The sequence below is a fragment of the Oerskovia paurometabola genome (genome assembly GCF_016907365.1).
GTDB classification, from domain to species: domain Bacteria; phylum Actinomycetota; class Actinomycetes; order Actinomycetales; family Cellulomonadaceae; genus Oerskovia; species Oerskovia paurometabola.
In genome coordinates this window covers 1,897,135-1,918,391 of sequence record NZ_JAFBBV010000001.1, presented here as the reverse complement: position 1 = coordinate 1,918,391, position 21,257 = coordinate 1,897,135, and the positions used below count along the sequence as shown (strand labels likewise).

The following is a 21,257-nucleotide window of genomic DNA, read 5'->3' as shown; positions in this document are numbered from 1 at the left end:
ACGTTGAGCACCGGACGTCGGTCGCTGCACGAGCGTCACGACGTCCGTCGCGTGGACTACCAGGTCTCAGCCTAGGGCGGACAGGCGCTCGAGCGCAGAGAGGACGACACGTCGGTCCGTCGTGGTCCAGAAGTCCGGCATCGACTTCGTGAGGTAGGAGCCGTAGCGAGCGGTCGCCAGACGCGGGTCGAGGACCGCGACGACGCCTCGATCGGCCGTCGACCGGATGAGCCGTCCGGCGCCCTGCGCGAGCAGCAGCGCGGCGTGGTTGGCCGAGACCTGCATGAAGCCGTTGCCGCCCGCGGCCTCGACCGCTCTCGCGCGGGCCGACTTCACCGGGTCGTCGGGCCGCGGGAAGGGGATCCGGTCGATCAGGACGAGCTGGCAGCTCGGCCCGGGGACGTCCACGCCCTGCCACAACGAGAGCGTGCCGAACAGGCACGTCGCGGGGTCTGCGGCGAACTCCTTGACGAGCGTCGGGAGCTGGTCGTCGCCCTGGCACAGGATCGGGACGTCGAGGCGCTCGCGCATGGCCTCCGCGACCGCGAGCGCCGCTCGCCGCGACGAGAAGAGCCCGAGGGTGCGGCCGCCTGCGGCGGTGATGAGGTCGGCGATCTCGTCGAGCTGTCCGTCCGTGGCGGCCTCCCGGCCGGGCTGCGGCAGGTGCTTGGCGATGTAGAGGATGCCCTGCTGGGGGTAGTCGAACGGGCTGCCGACGTCCACGCCGGTCCAGGTGGCGCCGTCGTCGTCGAGGCCCAGCGAGCGGGCCACGGGGTCGAACGTGCCGCCGAGCGCGAGCGTCGCCGACGTGAAGACGCCCGTGCGCTCGGTCAGGAGGTGCGTGCGGATGAGGCCTGCGACCGCGAGGGGCGCGGCGTGCAGCTTGCTCACGCCGTCCCCGCTCCACCGTCCGTCGTCGCCCGCGCGCGAGCACCACAGGACGTCGTGCCCCGTGGGGTCCTGGGCCATGCGCTCGGCGATCTCGAAGACCTGGAGCATGGTCGCCTGGGCCATCTTCATCCCGGTGTCCGGCTGGGCCCCCGGGCCCCCCGAGGTGTCGGGCTTGAGCGCGCTCAGCACGGTGCGGGCCGCGTCACGGACGGCCGCGACGGCCGAGCGCGCGTCGTCGGGCAGGCCGTCGGGGAAGCGCTCCGCGGGGAGCGAGGTCACGACGGTCCCGAACGCCCCGGTCGCGAGGTCGAGGTCGGTCGTCTGGACTCCTCCGTGGCGGCGGGCGAGGCGAGCGGCGTGCTCGATGATGGGCACCGACAGGTCCGCGGTCGCGGCGGCCGTGACGCGGTCGCTGAGCTCGTGGGCCTCGTCGACGACGACGACGCCGTGCTCGGGCAGCACACCGGGCGATCCCGACGCGGCGATGCCCAGCATCGCGTGGTTGGTCACGACGACGTCGGCCTCACGCGCGCTCGTGCGCGCTTGGTCGGGGAAGCAGTCGTCGATGAGGGGGCACTTGGCGCCCAGGCACTCGAGCGCCGTGACCGAGACCTGCCGCCAGGCCTTGTCGGAAACGCCCGGGACGAGGTCGTCCCGGTCCCCGGTCGTGGTCTCCTGCGCCCACTCGCGCAGCCGCACGACCTGCTCGCCCAGTGCCGCGGCCCCCGACGCCGCTCCAGGTGCAGGGTGCTCGGCGACGCCCGCCCGCTCGCCGCCCGTGGGCAGGTCGAACAACGTGGGCTCGTCGGCCGGGTAGCCGCCCTCGATCTTGTGCTGGCACAGGTAGTTGTGCCAGCCCTTGAGGAGCGCGATGCGTGGTGGACGCGGCAACCGGTCCGCGACCGCCTGGGCCACGAGCGGCAGGTCGCGCGTGATGATCTGACGCTGGAGGGCGAGGGTCGCGGTCGAGACGATGACGCGCTCGTCCTCGCACACTGCGTGGCGGACGGCGGGCACGAGGTAACCGAGCGACTTGCCGGTGCCCGTCCCGGCCTGGACCAGCAGGTGGTCGGGGCCGCCCGAGCCGTCGATCGTCCGCGCGACGTTCACGGCCATCTGGTGCTGCCCTGCGCGGCGGCCGCCGCCCAGCGCGCCGACGGCGAGGTCGAGCAGCTCCTCGACGTCAGGGGTCGCGGGGCCCGTGGTCAGGGTGGTGGTGGTCTCCTCGGGCACCCCGGAAGTCTACGTGGGGCCACCGACACGGCCGGGCGCGCCCCCGTGGTTCCGCCGGGCCGGGCGCGTGCCCGGTCCGGCGGACGCGACCTCAGGCCCGGACCGCGACCGCGTTGAGCTCGAGCGCGAGCCCTTCGTCGACCCGGCCCAGCAGGCGCGTCCCGGTCTCGACGTGCTCCTCGAGGTCGATCTCGCCCGTGAGGTGCACGCGGTTGACCAGGTCGCCGCGGTGGTAGGGCACCACGACGTCGATCGAGACGTCGGGGCGCGGCAGCTCGTCGGAGATGAGCTGGAGCAGGTCCTCGATCCCCTGCCCGGTGTGCGCCGAGACGAGGATCGTGCGGCGCTCGCGCCCCCGGATGCGTGCGACGACGTCGGGGTCCGCGACGTCGACCTTGTTCAGCACGACGACCTCGAGCACCTGGTCGATGCCCGGGATGTCGGCCAGCACGTGGCGGACGGCCGCGATCTGCCCCTCGGGGTCGGGGTGCGACGCGTCGACGACGTGGAGCAGCAGGTCGGCCTGGCCGACCTCCTCGAGCGTCGAGCGGAACGCCTCGACGAGCTGGTGCGGCAGGGACCGCACGAACCCGACCGTGTCGGCGAGCGTGTACACGCGCCCGTCCTCGGTCTGCGCGCGGCGGACCGTGGGGTCGAGGGTCGCGAACAGGGCGTTCTCGACGAGCACGCCCGCGCCCGTGAGGGCGTTGAGGAGGCTCGACTTGCCGGCGTTGGTGTAGCCCGCGATCGCGACCGACGGGATGGCGTGGCGCTTGCGCGAGGACCGCTTGGTCTCGCGGCCCGGCGCCATCGCGGCGATCTCGCGGCGCAGCTTGGTCATGCGGTCGCGGATGCGGCGCCGGTCGAGCTCGATCTTGGTCTCACCGGGGCCACGCGAGCCCATGCCTGCGCCCGCCCCGCCCACCTGGCCACCGGCCTGCCGGGACATCGACTCACCCCACCCACGCAGACGCGGGAGGAGGTACTCGAGCTGCGCGAGCTCGACCTGCGCCTTGCCCTCCCGGGACTTCGCGTGCTGGGCGAAGATGTCCAGGATCAGCGCGGTCCGGTCGACGACCTTGACCTTGACGATGTCCTCGAGCGCGCGGCGCTGCGAGGGGGCGAGCTCGCCGTCGATCACGACGGTGTCCGCGCCGCTCACCGCCACGACGGACGCGAGCTCCTCGGCCTTGCCCGAGCCGAGGTAGGTGCCGGGGTCCGGCTTCTGCCGGCGCTGGAGCACGCCGTCGAGGACCTGGGAGCCCGCCGTCTCCGCGAGGGCCGCGAGCTCGCGCAGCGAGACCTCGGCCTCGGTCGCCGCGGCCTCGCCGCTGCCGCTGTACAGGCCCACGAGCACGACCTTCTCGAGCCGCAGCTGCCGGTACTCGACCTCGGTGACGTCCTCGAGCTCGGTCGACAGGTTGGCGACCCGTCGCAGCGCGGTGCGCTCGGCGAGCTCGAGCTGCTCCCCGTCGTAGACGGAGTGCTGGGTGCCTCCCTCGGCGCGCGCGGTACCCGCCCGTGCGAGCACCCGTGCCACGACGTCCCCGGCGATGTCGCGCTCGGGGCGCGCGGTCTCCGGTTCGGTCTCAGGGGTGGGGTTCGCGGGGGTCTGGGTCATGGGCCGCCTTTCAGCTGAGGGTCCGGGCACCGGGTCCGTGCGACCTGGGCCGGTCGGTCCGGCCGGAGTCGCTCCGGTCGGCATGTCGTACAACAAGCGTGGCACGCCGGATCGTCCCGACGCGAACCAATTCGCCCTGCGCGGCCGCGTTTCGTCTCACGGCGCAGCGCCGACCGGCCGCCCGGGAGGACCGGCCACCACGGCGGCCGGGGACCGGCCGATAGGATCTGTCCTCGTGACGCCACCCGATCTGCCTGCCGACGCGACGCCCGGCACGACGCCCGAGCCCTCCCCCGACCACTACTTCACGGCGCAGCCCGCGTCCGCCGAGGAGCGCCGCGAGCTCACGGTCCGGCTCGCGGGTCGCGAGGTCACGGTCGAGGTCGCGTCCGGCATCTTCTCGCCCGGGCGGCTCGACCTCGGCACGCAGGTCCTCCTGCGCTCGGTCCCGGCCCTGCCGCCCGTGACGCCCGGGCCCGACGGCGCCGCTCACCTCCTGGACCTCGGCTGCGGCTGGGGCCCGGTCGCACTGACCATGGCGCTCGAGGCGCCCGGCGCGACCGTCTGGGCCGTCGACGTCAACGAGCGCGCGCTCGACCTGGTGCGACGCAACGCCGCCCGCCTCGGCCTGGAGAACGTCCGAGCGGTCCGCCCCGAGAACGTCCCCGAGGAGGTCCGGTTTGCCGCGATCTGGTCCAACCCGCCCATCCGGGTCGGCAAGGACGTGCTGCACGACATGCTGCTGCACTGGCTGCCGCGCCTCGAGCCCGGCGCCGAGGCCTACCTCGTGGTGCAGCGCAACCTCGGCGCGGACTCGCTCATGGCCTGGCTCGACGAGCACCTCGAGGACGAGCTGTCGGTGAGCAAGCTCGCGAGCGCCAAGGGGTTCCGCGTCCTCGAGGTCGCGCGCGCCGGCTGAGCGCCGAGCGCACCGGTGCGCGACGCCGTCGGGCCCCGTCATGATGCTCGGCCGTGCCGTGGCCAGCGCCGTGCCGTGGCCAGCGCCGTGCCGTGGCCAGCGCCGTGCCGTGGCCAGCGCAGCGCCGTGGCCAGCGCAGCGCCGCGGTCAGCGGGAGAAGGCCGCCAGGTCGATCTCCGCCCCGAACACGATCTCGGCCGGGCCCGCGAGCTCGACGCGGCCACCCTCGAGCGCGGTCACGCGCACCGTGCCGCCCGGCACGTCCACGAGCCACACGTCGGGCGAGGACGGCCCACCCCACGCGCGGACCGCGAGCGCCGCGGCGCACGCACCCGTCCCGCAGGACTCGGTCTCGCCCACGCCGCGCTCGTGCACGCGCATGCGCAGCCGTCCGACGACCGTCCCGTCGACCGAGACCTCCTCGCCGAGCGGGACGACGAGCTCGACGTTGGTGCCGTGCGGAGGCTCGGGCGAGACGGTCGGTGCCTGCGTGAGGTCGGCGGCCTCGAGCTCGTCCTCCTGCGGCAGCGCGAGGACCGTGTGCGGGTTGCCCAGGTCGACGCTCAGCGCGGGGCGCGGGACCTCCCAGCCCGAGATCGCGACCGCGGCGTCGAAGCCCTCGTCGAGCGCCGTGCGTCCGCCCGGCAGGAACCACGGACCCATGTCCACGGCGTACCAGCCGTTCGCCTCCTTGCGCACGTACTTGACGCCCGCACGGGTGCCGACCGCGAGGACGCGGGAAGCGGCGAGCGCCTCCTGCGCGTCGTCGGCCCCGGGCCGGACCTCGGCGGCGGCGAGGTCCACGAGCCCGAGCCGCTCGGCGAAGGCCGCGAAGACCCGCACCCCGTTGCCGCACATCTCGGCGATCGAGCCGTCGGCGTTGCGGTAGTCCATGAACCAGATCGCGTCGGGGTCCTCCGCGAGGACCTGCGCGGACTCGGGCACGTAGGCCGTGGGGACGAGGCGGATCACTCCGTCGCCGCCGATCCCGGACCGGCGGTCCGCGAGCGCCCGGACCTGGTCGGCGTCGAGGTCGCGGCTGCCCTCGAGGTCGGCGATCAGGACGAAGTCGTTGCGGGTCCCGTGGCCCTTGGCGAAACGGGTCTTGTCACGGGGCGGCGTGGGGCTCATGAGCCCAGACTACGGCGCGTCGGCCGCTCGTCCGTGCGCGCGTCCAGGGTGCCGTCGTCGGCGGCCCGGACGATCTCGAGCGCGTCGGCGAGCAGCGTGGGCGACTGCGCGTCGAGCCAGTGCACGCGCGGGTCGCGGCCGAACCACCCCATCTGCTTGCGCGCCAGCCGGCGCGTGTTCGCGGTGATCTGCTCGCGCGCCTCGTCGGCCGAGATCTCCCCGCGCAGGTGCGCGAGCACCTCCGCGTAACCGACCGCGCGGGCCGCGGTGCGGCCCAGGTGCGGCGCGAGCGTGCGGACCTCGTCGAGCAGGCCGCCGGCCCACATGCGCTCGACGCGCCCCGCGACGCGTGCGTCGAGCGTCTCGCGGTCGCAGTCGAGCCCGATCTGCACGGCCGGGCGGACGTACTCCTGGCGCGGCAGGTTCGCCGTGAAGGGCTCGCCCGTGATCGTGATGACCTCGAGCGCCCGCACGATGCGCCGGGTGTTCGACGGGCCGATCGACGTCGCGGCCGCGGGGTCCAGCCGGGCGAGCTCGGCGTGCAGGGCCCTGGTCCCCTCCCGCTCGGCGCGCTCCTCGAGCCGGACGCGGACGTCCGGGTCCGTGCCGGGGAAGTTCATCTCGTCGAGGAGCGCGCGCACGTACAGCCCCGACCCGCCCACCACGACCGGGCGGGCGTCGCGCGCGACGATCGCGTCGAGGTCGGCGCGGGCCGCGGCCTGGTAGTCGGCGACCGACGCGTCCTTCGTGGGGTCGAGCACGTCGAGCTGGTGGTGGACGATCCCCCGCCGCTCGTCGACGGGCACCTTCGCGGTCCCGACGTCTAAGCCGCGGTAGAGCTGGTAGGCGTCGGCGTTGACGATCTCGGCAGGGGCCAGGGCCTGCGCGAGGTCGAGGGCGAGGTCCGACTTCCCGGTCGCGGTGGGGCCGACGACGGCGACGATGAGCATCCGAGAACCGTACCCGGCGATCCTGCCCGCCCCCCGACCGGCCGGGGTGCTCGGCCCGGTCGGACAAATCCACCCTGTCCCGGTGTGGGTGGACGTGCGTAGGCTCCTCAGGGTGGGCGGACAGGGGCATGCAGCCCGCCCGCACGGCCTTCGCCGCCGCACCGCAGCGGCAACCGACGACGAGGAACGAGACATGAGCTACTTCACCAAGCCCGGCGACACGACCCAGACTCCCAACGCTCCGCTGTCGCGCGACCGGGTCGAGGCCTTCCTGGCGGGCAAGGGCTGGAACTACGGGGTCGACGACGACGGCGACCTCGGCGGAGGCTGGGACGGGAACGTCTTCTACTTCTTCGTGATGGGGAGCAAGGACGAGATCCTGCAGGTCCGCGGACGGTGGAACCGCACGCTCCCGGTCGCCGACGAGGCCCGGGTGACCTCGGTCGCCAACGAGTTCAACCAGAGCAGGATCTGGCCCAAGGTGTACACGCGCGTCGAGGGCGAGCACGTGGCGGTCTACACCGAGGTGTCGACCGACCTGGAGCACGGCGCGGCGGACGACCAGCTCGGCCAGCTCGTCGAGTGCGGGCTGTACTCGGGGCTGCAGTTCTTCGAGCAGCTCGACGAGCGCTTCCCCGACCCGGACGCGGACGCGGACGACGCGAACGTCTTCGTCGAGGACCTGCCGCTGTGACGAGCACGTTCCAGGTCGACCTGCACGGGGTCGTCGACCTGCTGGCACGCCACCTGTACTCGAGCCCGCGCGTGTACCTGCGCGAGCTCCTGCAGAACGGGGTGGACGCGATCACCGCGCGACGCGGGCTCGCCGGCGAGGACGCCCCGGCGACGATCCGGCTGCGGCCGCTGCCCGACGGCGGGCTCGAGGTCGCGGACTCCGGGGTGGGACTGACGCTCGCCGAGGCCGGCGAGCTGCTGGCCACGATCGGTCGCAGCTCCAAGCGCGACGTCGAGCTCGGCACGGGCCGCGAGGAGTTCCTGGGCCAGTTCGGCATCGGACTGCTGTCCGCGTTCATGGTCGCCGACGAGATCGAGCTCACGTCCCGCTCGGCGCGCCCCCTGCCCGACGGCGCAGCCCCCGCTCCGGTGCGCTGGCGCGGGTTCGCCGACGGCAGCTACGAGCTGGCCGAGGTGCTGGGCGAGGACTCAGCGGTCCCGGAAGGGCCGGGCAGCATCGTCCGCCTGCGTCCGCGCCGCGACATGGAGCACTGGCTCGCCCCGGAGACCGTCACGGCGCTCGCGCAGGACTTCGGGTCGCTGCTCCCTGTCGACCTCCAGGTCGAGGTCCGTCTCGACCTGGACCCGACCGACGGTACGGACGGGTCCCCCGGGTCCGGGGTCGACCCGGTCGCCGCGGAGGCCACCCCTGCGACGGGTGTCGACTCCCCCACGGTCTGGCGCCGGCTCAGCGGCAAGGACCTCCCGTGGAAGGAACAGCACGCGTCGTCCGCCGAGCGCGAGGCGGCCCTGACCCGGTACGCCGAGCAGACGCTCGGCTTCACGCCGCTCGCGCGCATCGACCTCGACCTGCCCCTCGCAGGCCTGACCGGCGTCGCGTACGTCCTGCCCGCCGCGGTCTCGCCCACGACCCCGTCGAGCCACCGCGTGTACCTCAAGCGCATGCTCCTGGGGACGCGGGTCGACGACCTCCTGCCCCCGTGGGCCTTCTTCGTCCGCTGTGTCCTGGACGCCTCCGCGCTGCGCCCCACCGCGTCGCGCGAGGGGCTCTACGAGGACGAGGTGCTGCTCGCGACGCGCGAGGCCCTCGGCGCCCAGGTCCGGGCGTGGGCGCTCGCCACGCTGGCCGAGCACTCCCCCACGAGCCGTGCGTTCCTGCGTGTGCACCACCTCGCCGTCCGGGCGCTCGCCCTCCAGGACGACGACATGCTCGACCTCGCGGCCCGGGTCCTTCCCTTCGAGACCACCGAAGGGACGGGCACGCTCACGGACCTGGCCGCCACCCTGCCCGAGGGGGCCCGCCTCCTGTGGACCCCGAGCGTCGAGGAGTTCCGGCGCGTCGCGCCGGTCGCGGCGGCCCAGGGGCTCGGGCTCGTCAACGGCGGGTACGTCTACGACGCGGACCTGCTCGAACGCGTCTCGCGGCGCTTCCCGCAGTGGCGCCTCGCCCCCGTGACCTCGACCGACGTCTCCCAGGCGCTCCTGGAGGTCGACCCGCTGCGCGAGCTCGAGGTCGCCGACGCCGTCCGGGCCGTCGACGGTGCGCTCGCACCGCACGACTGCGAGGCGATCGTGCGCGCGTTCGAGCCCTCGGCCCTGCCCGCGATGCTCCTGCACGACCGGGACGGCGACCACGAGCGCGAGGCGCAGGCCACCGCGGACGCGGCGGACGACGTCTGGGGCCAGGTCCTCGCCGGGCTCACGGGTCCGGCCCGTTCCCGGCGGCTCGTGCTCAACGACACCAACGAGACCGTCAGGTCGCTGCTCGCGACGACGGACCCGCAGGTCCTCGAGGCCGGCGCCCAGTCCCTGTACGTCACCGCCCTGCTGCTGTCCGGCAGGCCCCTGCGGGCCTCCGAGGCCACCCTCATGAACGGCTCGCTCGGCGTCCTGCTCGACCGTGCGCTGCGCCCCGGCACGACCCACCTGGAGGAGAACCGATGACCCGCTCGGTCCACGAGGCCAACGAAGCGCTGTTCCACGTCCGCGAGATGCCCTACGGCATCGCCCGGAGCACCACCGCCGCCGCAGAGCTCGAACGGATCACGGCCGAGGGCCCCGCCGAGGCCCGCGCGTACGCACTGTTCGTGCTGGTCGAGTCCTACGTGTGGGGCAACGAGGTCACCAAGGCGTACCTGCCCTTCACCCAGCTCCTGCGGTGGTGGGACGAGCACCCCGAGCACTTCGACGAGCAGGACACGCACTCGCTGTTCTGGTCGTTCAAGTGGATGGTCGGCAACCTCATGGACTTCCCCGCCGTCCCGGCCGCGCAGATCGAGCGGACGCTCGACGACATGGAGCGCCGGTACGCGGTGGCGGGCAACGGCATGAACGCCGTGACGATGTCTCGCTTCCAGTGGGCTCGTGCCCGCGGGACGCAGGACACCGCGACGGCGTACGAGGCGTGGGTCGCGACCCCCCGGGACGACTTCTCGCAGTGCGAGGCGTGCGAACCGGGCGACCGCGCCGCCTACCTGTTCGACGCCGGGCGCCTGGACGAGGGCATCCGTCTCCTGGAGCACGTCCTCGCGGGCTCGCCCGAGTGCGCGACCGAGCCGGGCGACATGCTCTCCCGGCTCCAGCTCGCCTACCTCGAGACGGGTGACGTCGACAAGGCGGCCGCGACCCACCGCAGGGGCCTGCGGCACCTCGACAACGGGGTCTCGATGGAGGGGCCGCAGGGCCGTCACATCGAGTTCCTCGCACGGACGGGCAACGTCGAGCGCGCCCTGACCCGGATCGTGGAGCAGCAGGAGCACCTCGTGACGGCGGACTCCCCGCGGGGCCGCTGGTCGTTCCTCCTCAGCGTCGGGACCGCGACGTCGATCCTCGTGGCGGAGCACGGCGAGCGCCGGGTGGCCCTGCGCGAGGTCCCGGTGACCACGGTCGCCGGGCTCGACGCCTGGGTGCGCACCGAGGCCCGCGAGATCGCCGCCGCGTTCGACGCCCGCAACGGCACCGACGCGACGACGCGACGCACCGAGGAGGTGTGGGCGAGCGCCCCCACGCTCCTGCCTGTGAGCCTGAGCGTGCTCGGCACCACGCAGGCCGAAGCGCCCGTCCCGGCGACGAGCCGGACCTCCGCGGCCCCGGTGAGGAGCACCGAGCCCGCCCCCGCGACGGGCGGACCCGCCGACATCTCGGCCTTCACCGCGAGCACCGCGATCACCTCCGAGGACGACGACGCGCGGGCCGGTGACGCGCAGGCGCTCGTGGCCCAGGCCGAGGACGTCAGGTCCGAGGACCCAGCGGGGGCCGCCGGCCTGTACCAGGAGGCCGCCGCACTGCTCGAGGCCGAGGGCGCGCTCGACGAGGCGGGCTTCGCGCTGGCCGAGGCCGCGCAGCTCGCGGCGGACGAGCAGGACGTCGAGGGCGCCCTCGCGGCCTTCCCTCGCGCCGTGGCGCTCCTGCGTGCGGGTGGCGTCGGGCCCACGTACCGGGGGCCGGTCGTACGGGCCTACGCCCGGCTCACCGCGCGGGCGGGTGCCGCGGCCGCAGGCCTCGCGGCCGTCGAGAGGGCTCTTGCGGAGGCCGGTGACGCGGTCGTCGACGGGACCTCGGGGGGCTCAGCAGGCGTCGCAGGCGTCGCGGGCACTGCGGGCACTGCGGGCACCGCGGTCGCCGGCGTCGGGACCGGCCCTGCGGACGGAGCGGTCGCCGCGGCGGAGGAGGAGCGGGCCGCCCGCGAGCGCCGCGAGCTCCTCGACACGCGAGCCCGGCTCCTGGCCACGCTCGGCGAGCACGACCGTGCGTCCTCGGCCGCCGAGGCCGTCGCCGAGGAGTACGCCCGCGCGGGCGACCTGGGCGGCGCGGCGCACGCGTTCTGGCTGGCCGGGACCACGCGTGCCGACGCGGGCGACGTCGAGAGCGCGGTCCTCGCGCTCGAGTCGGCTCTCGACGGCTTCCGGCTCGCGCACGACCAGGCCTCTCGCGCGCTCGTGGGCAACGAGCTCGTCGGTGCCCTGCGCCGCCTGGGTCGTGACGACGAGGCAGGCCAGGTGGCGGACGCGGTCAGCCGCCGCTGACCCCGGTGTGCCGACCGGTCCGGTCGTCCCGGACGGGTCGGCACACCTGTGCGTCGCACGGGTGCGCCTCCGGGGACGCGTTCACGTCGGCCGGACGCCTGCGCGGCGTGCCGCTGCGCCCTGGACGACGCGCAGCGGAGTGGTCACCGGGGCACGGTAGCGACCTGCTCGTCCGCGGGGACCCGGAATCTCACGACCTCGTAGAGGCGTCCCTCGTACTCCCCCGTCGCGTGCCGGGCCTCGCGGTCCCAGGCCTCGCCGAGCGCGCGGAGCACCGCGTCCTCTGCCGTGCTGCCCGCCACGCTCGCGCCCCCGGCGGAACCGCCTGCCGCACCCGCGCTCGCAGGGTACGCGGCGCCGTCGGGCAGCGGGGACCGCGCACCGGTGACGACGACCAGTCCGGTGCCCGGCTCCGCCAGGACGTCGCGCACGAGCCCGACGGCGGCCGCGGCGGGCGCGGCGCCGAGCTCGACGACCTCGACCGGGCCCTCCCAGCCCGCCGCGGCGAGGGCCAGGAGAGCGACCGAGGCAGGGACTCCCGCGACGGGCAGCGCGGCGGCCGATGCTCGCGGGGCCCAGCCCCACCAGCGCGGGTCGACCCCGGCCGCCTCCAGACCTGGACGCATCTCGCCTCGCCGGTCCCCCGCCCGGCGAGCCCCGCAGTCCAGGACGACGACGCGCCGCGCGCCCTGCACGAGCTCGCGGAGCGCGTCGAGCGCCTGGGCGCGGGACTCGGCGAGGACCTCGGCGGCGCCCGCGACGCCCGGGACGAGCAACGGGGTACCGGGCAGGGCGACGGCGCGAACGATCACGCGCGCCACGCTACCCCGCGAGCAGGACGATCCCCAGCGGGCGCGGGTAGGGTGGGCCCATGAGGTTCTTCGGCGGCAGACGGGGACACCAGGCAGGACGAGACGACTCGGGCGACCAGGGCAGGAAGGACGCTCCCGACGAGCACGCCTGGGACGAGGCCGGCGGGACGTCCGGCACCCCGCTCGACGACGCCGCGCTGCACGCCTCGGTCGAGAGCCTCCTGCTCCGCGAGCTCGGCGGCACCATGATCGCCGACATCGAGCACGACAAGATCCCCACCCCCCTGCACCGCGCCCGCGTCCTCGAGTGGATCGCCGACGCCGGGTACAGCTACTTCATCGACGCCGAGGGCGACGTGGGCGGGCTGTGGCACGGGCGGCTGTTCTACTTCCTGCTGTTCGGCTCCCACCACGAGATCCTCCAGGTCCGCGGCCAGTGGAACCGGGACATCACGATCGAGCGCCTCGAGGAGATCCTCGAGTTCTGCAACGAGTGGAACGCGGACCGCATCTGGCCCAAGGCGTACACGCGCGTGCGCGACAACGGCATGGTCCACGTGTTCACCGAGGTCACGGTCGACCTCGAGCACGGTGTGAACGACGACCAGCTCGACCAGCTCCTGCAGTGCGGCCTGTCGACGGGGTCGATGTTCTTCGACGCCCTCGACGAGTTCTACCCCGACCCCGCGAGGTCGGCACCGTGAGCCCCGCCCCCCGGACGAGCTGGCTCGCGCGCCTGTTCGGCAACCACCGGCCCAAGCCCGTCGAGGACGTGCCCGTCGACGCCGAGGTGCCCTCACCGCTGTCCACCCGCCGCATCGGCGACTACCTGTCGCGGCGCGGCTACCACTTCCGCATCGACGACGACGGCGACGTCACGGGCACGTGGGACGGGAACCGGTTCTGGTTCCTGCTCCTGGGCGACCACCAGGAGATCCTCCAGGTCCGCGGACGCTGGTCGACGACGGTGCCCGTGACGGCCCGGCTCGCTCTCCTGCAGTCCGTCAACGACTGGAACCGCGAGCGCATCTGGCCCAAGGTCTACGTCCGTGAGGAGAGCCAGGGGCTCGCGGTCTACGCCGAGGTGTCGGTCGACCTCGAGCAGGGCGCGACCGACGACCAGCTCGGCCAGATCGTGTCGTGCGGGCTGGGCACCGCGGTACAGCTCTTCGGGACGATCGGCGGCCAGCTCCCGCCGACCTGAGCCCGGGTGCGCCGCTGCCGGGTCCCCGCGAGCTCTGGGGGGCGGCTCAGGGGCGGCGCAGGCTCGGCAGGCCGAGGCTCACGGGCCCGCCCGCCGCAGGCGCTCCGTGCGAGTGACCGTGGTCGTCGCCGCCACCGAGGCGCGTCTTCTCGCGCGCGACCCAGGCGTCGCCCGAGCGCGTGCGGCGCACCGCGTAGACGCCGCCGTCGAGCACCGAGTCCGCGACGAGGTGGTACGGCGCGGAGCGTGTGACCTCGACCGTGACCATGTCGCCGGGGCGGGGCAGCCGAGGGTCCAGGTCGTCGGCGAGGCGCGGGTCGTCGGCCGTGACGTCGGCGTCGGAGCGTCCGGCCATGAGCGCGACGACCTCGTCCGGGACGGCGAGATGGACCAGACGGTTGTCCGCGGCACGACCCGTCAGACGGTGCGTCGCACCGTCCTTGCGCCCCGAGCCCTCGGCCACGAGGACCTCGACCGTGCGACCGACCTGCCGGGCCGACTCCTCGGCGCTGACCCGGTCCTGGAGCGCCTGGAGACGCTCGTAGCGCTCCTGCACGACCTCCTTGGGCAGCTGGTCCGGGAGCGTGGCCGCGGGGGTCCCCGGGCGCTGCGAGTACTGGAACGTGAAGGCCGAGGAGAAGCGTGAGGCCTCGACGACCCGCAGGGTCTCGGCGAAGTCCTCCTCGGTCTCCCCGGGGAAGCCCACGATGAGGTCCGTGGTGATCGACGCGTCGGGCATGGCAGCCCGCACCCGGTCGAGGATCCCGAGGAACTTCTCCGACCGGTAGGAGCGGCGCATGGCCCGCAGGACGCGGTCGGACCCGGCCTGGAGCGGCATGTGGAGCTGGGGCATGACGTTGGGGGTCTCGGCCATGGCCGCGATGACGTCGTCCGTGAAGGCGGCCGGGTGCGGGGACGTGAAGCGCACGCGCTCGAGCCCCTCGATCTCGCCGCACGCACGCAGGAGCTTGGCGAACGCGCCGCGGTCGCCGAACTCGACGCCGTAGCTGTTGACGTTCTGCCCGAGCAGGGTCACCTCGATCGCGCCCTGGTCGACGAGCGCCTGGACCTCGGCCAGGACCTGGCCCGGTCGCCGGTCGCGCTCCTTGCCGCGCAGGTGCGGCACGATGCAGAACGTGCACGTGTTGTTGCAGCCGACGCTGATCGACACCCAGCCCGCGTACACGGACTCGCGCTTGGTCGGCAGGGTCGAGGGGAAGACCTGGAGCGACTCGGCGATCTCGACCTGCGCGGCCTCGTTGTGCCGGGCGCGCTCCAGGAGCACGGGCAGCGCGTCGAGGTTGTGCGTGCCGAACACGACGTCGACCCACGGCGCCTTCTCGACGATCCCCGACCGGTCCTTCTGCGCGAGGCAGCCACCGACCGCGATCTGCATGCCCGGCCGCTTGGCCTTGATCGACGCGAGCTGCCCCAGGTTGCCGTACAGGCGCGTGGCCGCGTTCTCCCGGACCGCGCACGTGTTGATGACGACGACGTCGGCGCGGTGCGCGGCCTCGTCGGCAGCCTCGGCCCGCGTGTACCCGGCCTGCTCGAGCATGCCCGCCATGTGCTCGGAGTCGTGGACGTTCATCTGGCAGCCGAGCGTGCGGACCATGTAGGTCCGCTGCGCCGCAGCGGGCACCTCTCCGCCGGGATCCGCGGCTGCGGGCTCGGCGGCCCCCGGCGGGTCGACCGCGAGCACGTCGGCGGGACCCGCTGCGGGGCTGTCTTCGGGGCGGAGGGCGGTGGAGAACATCACCGTCAAGGGTACGGCGCGCCGGGCACCGGACCGAAACTCTCTTTCGCCGCCAGCCGGGCATCTGTTGCCCGTCCGTTGCCGAACTGTTGCCGGAAACAGTGGCGTGCGCAACAAAAGCCCCCTAGGTTCATGAAATGGACGCGCAACCGACCACCCCGAGCGACGCTCCCGACGCGTCGCCCACCGCACCTTCGCCACCACCCGACGCGCCCTCGCGTGACGACGAGCTCGGAGCTCCGCTCGTCGAGCTCCACGGGGTCAACAAGCACTTCGGGGACCTCCACGTCCTGCAGGACATCGACCTCACGGTCCGGCGCGGCGAGGTGCTCGTCGTGATCGGCCCCTCGGGCTCGGGAAAGTCCACGCTGTGCCGCGCCATCAACCGGCTCGAGACCATCGACACCGGCACGATCGCGATCGACGGACAGCCGCTGCCGGAGGAGGGCAAGGACCTCGCCAGGCTCCGAGCCGACGTCGGCATGGTGTTCCAGTCGTTCAACCTCTTCGCCCACAAGACCATCCTCGACAACGTGACGCTCGGGCCGGTGAAGGTCCGTCGGACCAAGCCCGCGGAGGCCAAGAAGGAGGCCCTGGCGCTGCTCGACCGCGTCGGGATCGGCAACCAGGCCGACAAGATGCCGGCCCAGCTCTCGGGTGGGCAGCAGCAGCGCGTGGCCATCGCGCGGGCCCTGGCCATGCACCCTAAGGTCATGCTCTTCGACGAGCCGACCTCGGCGCTGGACCCCGAGATGATCAACGAGGTCCTGGACGTCATGGTCGCCCTCGCCAAGGAGGGCATGACCATGATCGTCGTGACCCACGAGATGGGCTTCGCCCGCAAGGCCGCCCACCGCGTGGTGTTCATGGCGGACGGCCAGATCGTCGAGGAGGCACCGCCCGAGGAGTTCTTCACGAACCCGAAGAGCCACCGCGCCCAGGACTTCCTGTCCAAGATCCTGACCCACTGACACCCTCGCACCGCGGACGCACCGACGCGTCCGCCCGACCAGCCCCACTACCCGGTCTCTCGACCAGCAGTCCCCAGCAGCACGCACGCCCCACGGTCCCCGGGCTCACCGACGAGCCCGGCCCACCTGCAGCAACCGAACAGCTCGACCGGCACCGACCGCCGGCCGCAGCGGGTGACCACCAGGACTCCCGTGACGGCCCGGCACCGACGAAGGGGAAGACACCATGCGCACACGCACCCGTACCGGAGGACTCGTCGCACTCGCCGCGACCGCCGCACTCGCCCTGAGCGCGTGCGGGGGCAGCGACGACGGCGGCGGCTCGACCGAGGGCTCGTCCGCCAGCGCCGGCGGAGAGAAGATCACGATCGGCATCAAGTTCGACCAGCCCGGCCTCGGCTTCAAGGAGGGCGACACCTACACGGGGTTCGACACCGACGTCGCTCGCTACGTCGCCGAGAAGCTCGGCTACTCCGAGGACCAGATCGAGTGGAAGGAAGCGCCGTCTGCCCAGCGCGAGACGCTGCTGAGCACCGACCAGGTCGACATGATCTTCGCGACCTACTCGATCACCGACAAGCGCAAGGAGACGGTTGCGTTCGCCGGCCCGTACTTCGTCGCCGGGCAGGACCTGCTCGTCGCCGAGGACAACACCGACATCAAGGGACCCGAGGACCTCGAGGGCAAGAACCTCTGCTCGGTCACGGGCTCGACGTCGGCCCAGCGGATCAAGGACGAGTACGCCGCGGGAGTCCAGCTCCTCGAGCAGCCGGGCTACGCCGAGTGCGTCACGGCTCTGCTCTCGGGCCAGGTCGACGCGGTCACCACGGACGACATCATCCTGGCCGGTCTCGCGGCGCAGCCCGCGAACAAGGGCAAGGTCAAGGTCGTCGGGGCGCCGTTCTCGACCGAGCTCTACGGCGTCGGGATCCCGCAGAGCAGCGACAAGTGCGAGGACATCAACGCCGCGATCACCGAGATGATCGAGGACGGGTCGTGGGAGGAGGCCATCACGGCCAACACCGAGGGCACCGGGTACACCCCGAACGCCTCGGAGAACCCGCCGACGCCGGACGCCTGCGCCTGACAGGTCCGCTGCCGGGCCGGGTCCGCGCCACTGGCGCGGGCCCGGCCCGGCACCCGTCCCTGTCCGGTCCCGTGCGGCGCACGCGCCGCACCTCGCGAAGGGTGACCCGTAGTGGGTGACTACCTCTCTCAGTTCCTGCGACTCTTCGAGTCCTACGACGTGCTGGGCGCGTTCTGGGTCAACATCCAGCTCACGTTCTGGGCGGCGATCCTCGCGCTCGTCATCGGCACGGTGCTCGCGCTCATGCGGATCTCCCCGATCCCGAGCCTGCAGTGGGCAGGCGCCACGTACGTCACGCTGTTCCGCAACACCCCGCTGACGATCATCATGGTCTTCCTGACCCTCGGGGTCTGGGGTCAGCTCAAGATCCAGCTCGCCGACGACTTCCCGTCGAACTTCTTCCGCTTCGCCGTGCTCGGCCTGGCGGTTTACCACGCGGCGTTCGTGTGCGAGGCGATCCGCTCGGGCGTGAACACCGTGCCGATCGGTCAGGCCGAGGCGGCGCGCGCGATCGGCCTGTCGTTCCTGCCCGCCGCGCGGATCGTCATCCTGCCGCAGGCGTTCCGCGGGTCGGTCGCCCCGCTCGGCAACGTGCTCATCGCCCTCATCAAGAACTCGACCGTGGCCGCCGCGGCCGGTGTCGCGACGGAGACCTCCAGCCTCATGAAGACCATGATCGAGTTCGACTCCGACGTCATCATCGCGATCTTCCTGACGTTCGCGATCGGCTACGTGATCCTCGTGATCCCGGTGGGCCTCGCGACGACGGCACTGTCCCGCCGCCTGGCGGTGAAGCGATGAGCGCGCAGCAGCAGACGGTCCTGTTCGACGCCCCGGGCCCCCGGGGGCGCCGGACCATCGTGGTCGGCAACGTGGTCGGCGCGGTCGTGGTCGCGGGGATCGCGGCCTACGCCCTGGTCCTGCTGGGTCGTGAGGGACAGCTGACCGCCGAGAAGTGGCAGCCGATCTTCACGGCCGACGCGTGGGAGAACTTCTATCTCCCGGGCCTCGTCGACACCCTGCGCGCCGCGGGCGTGGCGATCGTGGGGGCGATCGTCTTCGGCCTGCTGTTCGGCATCGGGCGGCTCTCGTCGGTCCGGCTCGTCCGATGGCTCGCGGGGCTGGTCGTCGAGTTCTTCCGCGCCGTCCCGGTGCTGCTCATGATGATCTTCTTCTGGCTCTTCCTGGCCCAGCTCACGGTGCCCGACGCCCCCTTCTGGGCTGTCGTGATCGCCCTGATCCTCTACAACGGCTCGGTGGTCGCGGAGCTGGTCCGCTCGGGCGTGTACGGGCTGCCCACGGGCCAGCGCGAGGCGGCTCTCGCGGTCGGCCTCACGCGGGGCCAGTCGCTCCGGTCGGTCGAGGTGCCGCAGGCGCTGATCGCGATGCTCCCGGCGCTCGTCTCCCAGCTCGTCGTGGTCCTCAAGGACACCGCGCTGGGCTACATCATCACGTACACCGAGCTGCTCCAGGAGTCGCGCCGGCTGGGATCGGCCTACGGCAACATCCTCCAGTCGCTGCTCGTCGCGGCGATCCTGTTCATCACGATCAACTACGTCCTGTCGAAGGTCGCCGAGATCCTCGCGCGTCGCCTCAAGGGGCGTACCGCAGGGCCCGTCCGGGCGGCGACCCCTGGCCTCGCGGTCGGGGCGCGCGGTGCGGCCCCGGTGGGCACGGCTCCCGTCGTCCCGTCTGCACCGAAGTAGGCGCCCGCCCCGGCGCGAACGCGAGCCAGCCGTCGCGGCCCACCACGGGCCGGGACGGCTGGCTCGCGTCAGGGCGTGTGCTCGGTCCCAGCGCTCAGGGAAGCGGCCCGACGACGGCGCTCACCCTCAGAGGTCGTCGAACCCGCCGAAGGGCTCGTCCTCGTCCGACGACTCTCCCTCGCGGGCCAGCTCCTCACGGATCAGACCGAGCGCGAGCGAAGGGCTGTACCCCTTCCGGGCGAGCATCCCGACGATACGTCGGGTGCGGACGTCGCGGTCGAGCCCGGTCGTGCGAGCGAGACGCCGGCGCACCAGGTCGCGGGCGGCGTCGGCCTCGTCGTCCTCGTCGACCTGGTCGAGGGCGCCGGTCGCGGTGTCGTCGTCGATGCCCTTGCGCCGCAGCTCCTGGGCGATGGCGCGGCGTGAGAGCCCACGCTCGTTGTGCCGGGTACGGACGATCATCCCGGCGTACTCGGCGTCGTCGACGAGGCCGACCTCCTCGAAGCGTTCGAGGATCGGTTCGAGGACCTCGGGCGGGTAGCCCTTGCGGGTCATGGCGTCCATGAGCTGGCGCCTGCTCTTGGGGGCTGCGGTCAGCGTCCGCAGGATCGCCTCGCGCGCGTGCTCGGTGAGCTCGGCCCCGGCGAGCGCCCCCGACTCGATGCGGTCTCCGACCGTGGGCCGTGGCTTGCGCTCCTTGCGCTCCCCCGAGTAGTCCTTGCGGCGCCCCCCGCCCGTGCTCCGTTGCGAGGACGTCGAGCCGAACCCGCCGCTCAGCCCGCTGCTGCCGAAGCCGGACGAGCTGCGCTGCCCGAACCCACCACGCCCCGACGACCCGCCGTTCCCGTCCCGCGACCGCGAGGAGCCGCCCGCGCCGAGCCGGCTCGCCCCGGACCCGGACGCAGCCGACGCGCCCTCGTCGCCGACGGGACGGCCGCCGTCCGTTCGGCGCGATCGTGCACTGCGCGCAGGCGACGGGCTCCCCTCCGCACCACGTCCCCCAGCCCCTGCGCCGGAAGCACCGACGGGCGCGTCCCCCTCCTCACCGGGAAGGGGACGCGCCCACTCGGGCATGCGGTCCAGCGGGTCGTCGACGATCAGAGGACGGCCTTCTTGCCCTTACCGGCCGGAGCCGCCGCCGGGGCTGCGGGCACTGCCGGTGCGTCGGCGGCTGCGGGGTCCGCAGGCGCGTCGACCTTGGCCCCCACGCCGAGCTTCTCCTTGATGCGCTTCTCGAGCTCGTTGGCGAGGTCCGGGTTGTCGCGCAGGAACGAGCGCGCGTTCTCCTTGCCCTGGCCGAGCTGGTCCCCACCGTAGGTGAACCAGGACCCGGACTTGCGCACGAAGCCGTGCTCGACGCCCATGTCGATCAGGCCACCCTCGCGGGAGATGCCGACGCCGTACAGGATGTCGAACTCGGCCTGCTTGAAGGGCGGGGCCATCTTGTTCTTGACGACCTTGACGCGCGTGCGGTTACCGACGGCGTCGGTACCTTCCTTGAGCGTCTCGATGCGGCGGATGTCGAGGCGGATCGACGCGTAGAACTTGAGCGCCTTGCCACCGGTCGTGGTCTCGGGCGTGCCGAAGAACACGCCGATCTTCTCGCGGAGCTGGTTGATGAAGATCGCGGTGGTGCCGGACTGGCTCAGGGCTCCGGTGAGCTTGCGCAGCGCCTGCGACATGAGGCGCGCCTGGAGCCCGACGTGGCTGTCACCCATCTCCCCCTCGATCTCGGCCTTGGGCACCAGGGCCGCGACCGAGTCGATGACGATGATGTCGATGGCGCCCGAGCGGATCAGCATGTCCGTGATCTCGAGGGCCTGCTCACCCGTGTCCGGCTGCGAGACGAGCAGCGCGTCGGTGTCGACGCCCAGCTTCTTCGCGTACTCGGGGTCCAGCGCGTGCTCGGCGTCGATGAACGCCGCGATACCACCGGCTCGCTGCGCGCTCGCGACGGCGTGCAGGGCGACGGTCGTCTTGCCGCTGGACTCGGGGCCGTAGATCTCCACGACGCGACCGCGCGGGAGTCCGCCGATGCCGAGCGCGATGTCCAGGGCGATCGACCCGGTGGGGATCACCTCGACGGGCGCACGCCCCTCCTCGCCGAGGCGCATCACCGAGCCCTTGCCGAAGTTGCGGTCGATCTGGGCGAGGGCGGCTTCGAGCGCCTTCTCGCGGTCTGCGGGTGCGGGCATGTCGCTCACCTTTGCGTGCGGGGCACGGAACCGTGCCGAGAGTGTGTTCAGGAAGCCTGT

Annotated in this window: 18 protein-coding genes; 10 read left to right on the top strand and 8 right to left on the bottom strand. The window is 73.1% G+C overall.

The annotated features are described in order from the left end of the window. Positions 1-66: 66 nt before the first annotated feature. Both JOD48_RS08575 and hflX read right to left on the bottom strand, forming a co-directional pair. A complete protein-coding gene (locus tag JOD48_RS08575; RefSeq protein WP_307824049.1) occupies positions 67-2,124 on the bottom strand; it encodes an ATP-dependent DNA helicase in 2,058 nt (685 codons plus the stop codon). Positions 2,125-2,215: 91 nt separating this feature from the next. Then, on the bottom strand, positions 2,216-3,745 hold the full coding sequence (gene hflX, locus JOD48_RS08570; protein ID WP_191790646.1) for a GTPase HflX: 1,530 nt from the start codon (positions 3,743-3,745) through the stop codon (positions 2,216-2,218). Between the two features lie 235 nt (positions 3,746-3,980). Here hflX and JOD48_RS08565 point away from each other — a divergent pair, with 235 nt between their 5' ends. Next, complete coding sequence (locus JOD48_RS08565; RefSeq protein ID WP_307824048.1) at positions 3,981-4,664, top strand: class I SAM-dependent methyltransferase; 684 nt, start codon at positions 3,981-3,983, stop codon at positions 4,662-4,664. 147 nt (positions 4,665-4,811) lie between these two features. Here JOD48_RS08565 and dapF read toward each other — a convergent pair whose 3' ends face one another. Both dapF and miaA read right to left on the bottom strand, forming a co-directional pair. Then, entirely contained in the window at positions 4,812-5,795 is a 984-nt protein-coding gene (gene dapF, locus JOD48_RS08560) for a diaminopimelate epimerase (RefSeq protein ID WP_191790644.1), read from the bottom strand. Continuing rightward, the gene (miaA, locus tag JOD48_RS08555; RefSeq protein ID WP_191790643.1) at positions 5,792-6,745 is read right to left on the bottom strand and encodes a tRNA (adenosine(37)-N6)-dimethylallyltransferase MiaA; all 954 of its coding nucleotides are present in this window, start codon (positions 6,743-6,745) and stop codon (positions 5,792-5,794) included. The genes dapF and miaA overlap by 4 nt, the downstream gene beginning before the upstream one ends. A gap of 193 nt (positions 6,746-6,938) precedes the next feature. On the opposite strand from miaA, the gene JOD48_RS08550 reads away from it, so the two are divergent. From JOD48_RS08550 to JOD48_RS08540, 3 genes are read left to right on the top strand one after another with little or no spacing between them, the layout of a single operon-like run. Next, positions 6,939-7,439, top strand: coding sequence for a type III secretion system chaperone family protein (locus tag JOD48_RS08550; RefSeq protein WP_204808572.1), 501 nt, complete (start codon positions 6,939-6,941; stop codon positions 7,437-7,439). Next, on the top strand, positions 7,436-9,385 hold the full coding sequence (locus JOD48_RS08545) for an HSP90 family protein (protein WP_204808570.1): 1,950 nt from the start codon (positions 7,436-7,438) through the stop codon (positions 9,383-9,385). The genes JOD48_RS08550 and JOD48_RS08545 overlap by 4 nt, the downstream gene beginning before the upstream one ends. Continuing rightward, the gene (locus JOD48_RS08540; protein ID WP_204808568.1) at positions 9,382-11,466 is read left to right on the top strand and encodes a hypothetical protein; all 2,085 of its coding nucleotides are present in this window, start codon (positions 9,382-9,384) and stop codon (positions 11,464-11,466) included. Before JOD48_RS08545 ends, JOD48_RS08540 begins: the two co-directional genes overlap by 4 nt. Positions 11,467-11,609: 143 nt before the next feature. On the opposite strand, the gene JOD48_RS08535 is transcribed toward JOD48_RS08540, so the two are convergent. Further along, a complete protein-coding gene (locus tag JOD48_RS08535) occupies positions 11,610-12,278 on the bottom strand; it encodes a hypothetical protein (RefSeq protein ID WP_204808566.1) in 669 nt (222 codons plus the stop codon). Between the two features lie 59 nt (positions 12,279-12,337). On the opposite strand from JOD48_RS08535, the gene JOD48_RS08530 reads away from it, so the two are divergent. Further along, positions 12,338-12,982, top strand: coding sequence for a type III secretion system chaperone family protein (locus JOD48_RS08530; protein WP_225227000.1), 645 nt, complete (start codon positions 12,338-12,340; stop codon positions 12,980-12,982). Beyond that, the gene (locus JOD48_RS08525; protein WP_191790639.1) at positions 12,979-13,482 is read left to right on the top strand and encodes a type III secretion system chaperone family protein; all 504 of its coding nucleotides are present in this window, start codon (positions 12,979-12,981) and stop codon (positions 13,480-13,482) included. Before JOD48_RS08530 ends, JOD48_RS08525 begins: the two co-directional genes overlap by 4 nt. A 46-nt stretch (positions 13,483-13,528) precedes the next feature. On the opposite strand, the gene miaB is transcribed toward JOD48_RS08525, so the two are convergent. Then, positions 13,529-15,097: a tRNA (N6-isopentenyl adenosine(37)-C2)-methylthiotransferase MiaB gene (miaB, locus tag JOD48_RS08520; protein ID WP_239527792.1), complete on the bottom strand. Its 1,569-nt coding sequence runs from the start codon at positions 15,095-15,097 to the stop codon at positions 13,529-13,531. A 278-nt stretch (positions 15,098-15,375) separates the two neighbouring features. On the opposite strand from miaB, the gene JOD48_RS08515 reads away from it, so the two are divergent. From JOD48_RS08515 to JOD48_RS08500, 4 genes are all read left to right on the top strand, one after another. Next, on the top strand, positions 15,376-16,209 hold the full coding sequence (locus JOD48_RS08515; protein ID WP_191790637.1) for an amino acid ABC transporter ATP-binding protein: 834 nt from the start codon (positions 15,376-15,378) through the stop codon (positions 16,207-16,209). A gap of 226 nt (positions 16,210-16,435) precedes the next feature. Continuing rightward, entirely contained in the window at positions 16,436-17,296 is an 861-nt protein-coding gene (locus JOD48_RS08510) for a glutamate ABC transporter substrate-binding protein (protein WP_204808562.1), read from the top strand. 111 nt (positions 17,297-17,407) lie between these two features. Then, positions 17,408-18,097 carry an amino acid ABC transporter permease gene (locus JOD48_RS08505; RefSeq protein ID WP_030150550.1) on the top strand — a complete coding sequence of 230 codons (690 nt, stop codon included), beginning with the start codon at positions 17,408-17,410 and terminating at the stop codon, positions 18,095-18,097. Further along, positions 18,094-19,002 carry an amino acid ABC transporter permease gene (locus tag JOD48_RS08500; RefSeq protein WP_191790635.1) on the top strand — a complete coding sequence of 303 codons (909 nt, stop codon included), beginning with the start codon at positions 18,094-18,096 and terminating at the stop codon, positions 19,000-19,002. Before JOD48_RS08505 ends, JOD48_RS08500 begins: the two co-directional genes overlap by 4 nt. A gap of 126 nt (positions 19,003-19,128) precedes the next feature. Here the strand turns inward: JOD48_RS08500 and JOD48_RS08495 are convergent, their stop codons facing one another. Together JOD48_RS08495 and recA are read right to left on the bottom strand one after the other, a co-directional pair. Then, positions 19,129-20,076 (bottom strand): regulatory protein RecX, encoded by a 948-nt coding sequence (locus JOD48_RS08495; protein ID WP_204808560.1) that lies wholly within the window; start codon positions 20,074-20,076, stop codon positions 19,129-19,131. Between the two features lie 23 nt (positions 20,077-20,099). Beyond that, on the bottom strand, positions 20,100-21,197 hold the full coding sequence (recA, locus tag JOD48_RS08490) for a recombinase RecA (protein ID WP_204808558.1): 1,098 nt from the start codon (positions 21,195-21,197) through the stop codon (positions 20,100-20,102). Positions 21,198-21,257 lie beyond the last annotated feature (60 nt).

Excerpts from the sequence above, each read along its gene's own strand:
- hflX (WP_191790646.1), bottom strand. The coding sequence starts at position 3,745 with ATGACCCAGACCCCCGCGAACCCCACCCCTGAGACCGAACCGGAGACC.
- dapF (WP_191790644.1), bottom strand. The coding sequence starts at position 5,795 with ATGAGCCCCACGCCGCCCCGTGACAAGACCCGTTTCGCCAAGGGCCAC.
- miaA (WP_191790643.1), bottom strand. The coding sequence starts at position 6,745 with ATGCTCATCGTCGCCGTCGTCGGCCCCACCGCGACCGGGAAGTCGGAC.
- JOD48_RS08550 (WP_204808572.1), top strand. The coding sequence starts at position 6,939 with ATGAGCTACTTCACCAAGCCCGGCGACACGACCCAGACTCCCAACGCT.
- JOD48_RS08540 (WP_204808568.1), top strand. The coding sequence starts at position 9,382 with ATGACCCGCTCGGTCCACGAGGCCAACGAAGCGCTGTTCCACGTCCGC.
- JOD48_RS08530 (WP_225227000.1), top strand. The coding sequence starts at position 12,338 with ATGAGGTTCTTCGGCGGCAGACGGGGACACCAGGCAGGACGAGACGAC.
- miaB (WP_239527792.1), bottom strand. The coding sequence starts at position 15,097 with ATGGTCCGCACGCTCGGCTGCCAGATGAACGTCCACGACTCCGAGCAC.
- JOD48_RS08515 (WP_191790637.1), top strand. The coding sequence starts at position 15,376 with ATGGACGCGCAACCGACCACCCCGAGCGACGCTCCCGACGCGTCGCCC.
- JOD48_RS08510 (WP_204808562.1), top strand. The coding sequence starts at position 16,436 with ATGCGCACACGCACCCGTACCGGAGGACTCGTCGCACTCGCCGCGACC.
- JOD48_RS08500 (WP_191790635.1), top strand. The coding sequence starts at position 18,094 with ATGAGCGCGCAGCAGCAGACGGTCCTGTTCGACGCCCCGGGCCCCCGG.
- JOD48_RS08495 (WP_204808560.1), bottom strand. The coding sequence starts at position 20,076 with ATGCCCGAGTGGGCGCGTCCCCTTCCCGGTGAGGAGGGGGACGCGCCC.
- recA (WP_204808558.1), bottom strand. The coding sequence starts at position 21,197 with ATGCCCGCACCCGCAGACCGCGAGAAGGCGCTCGAAGCCGCCCTCGCC.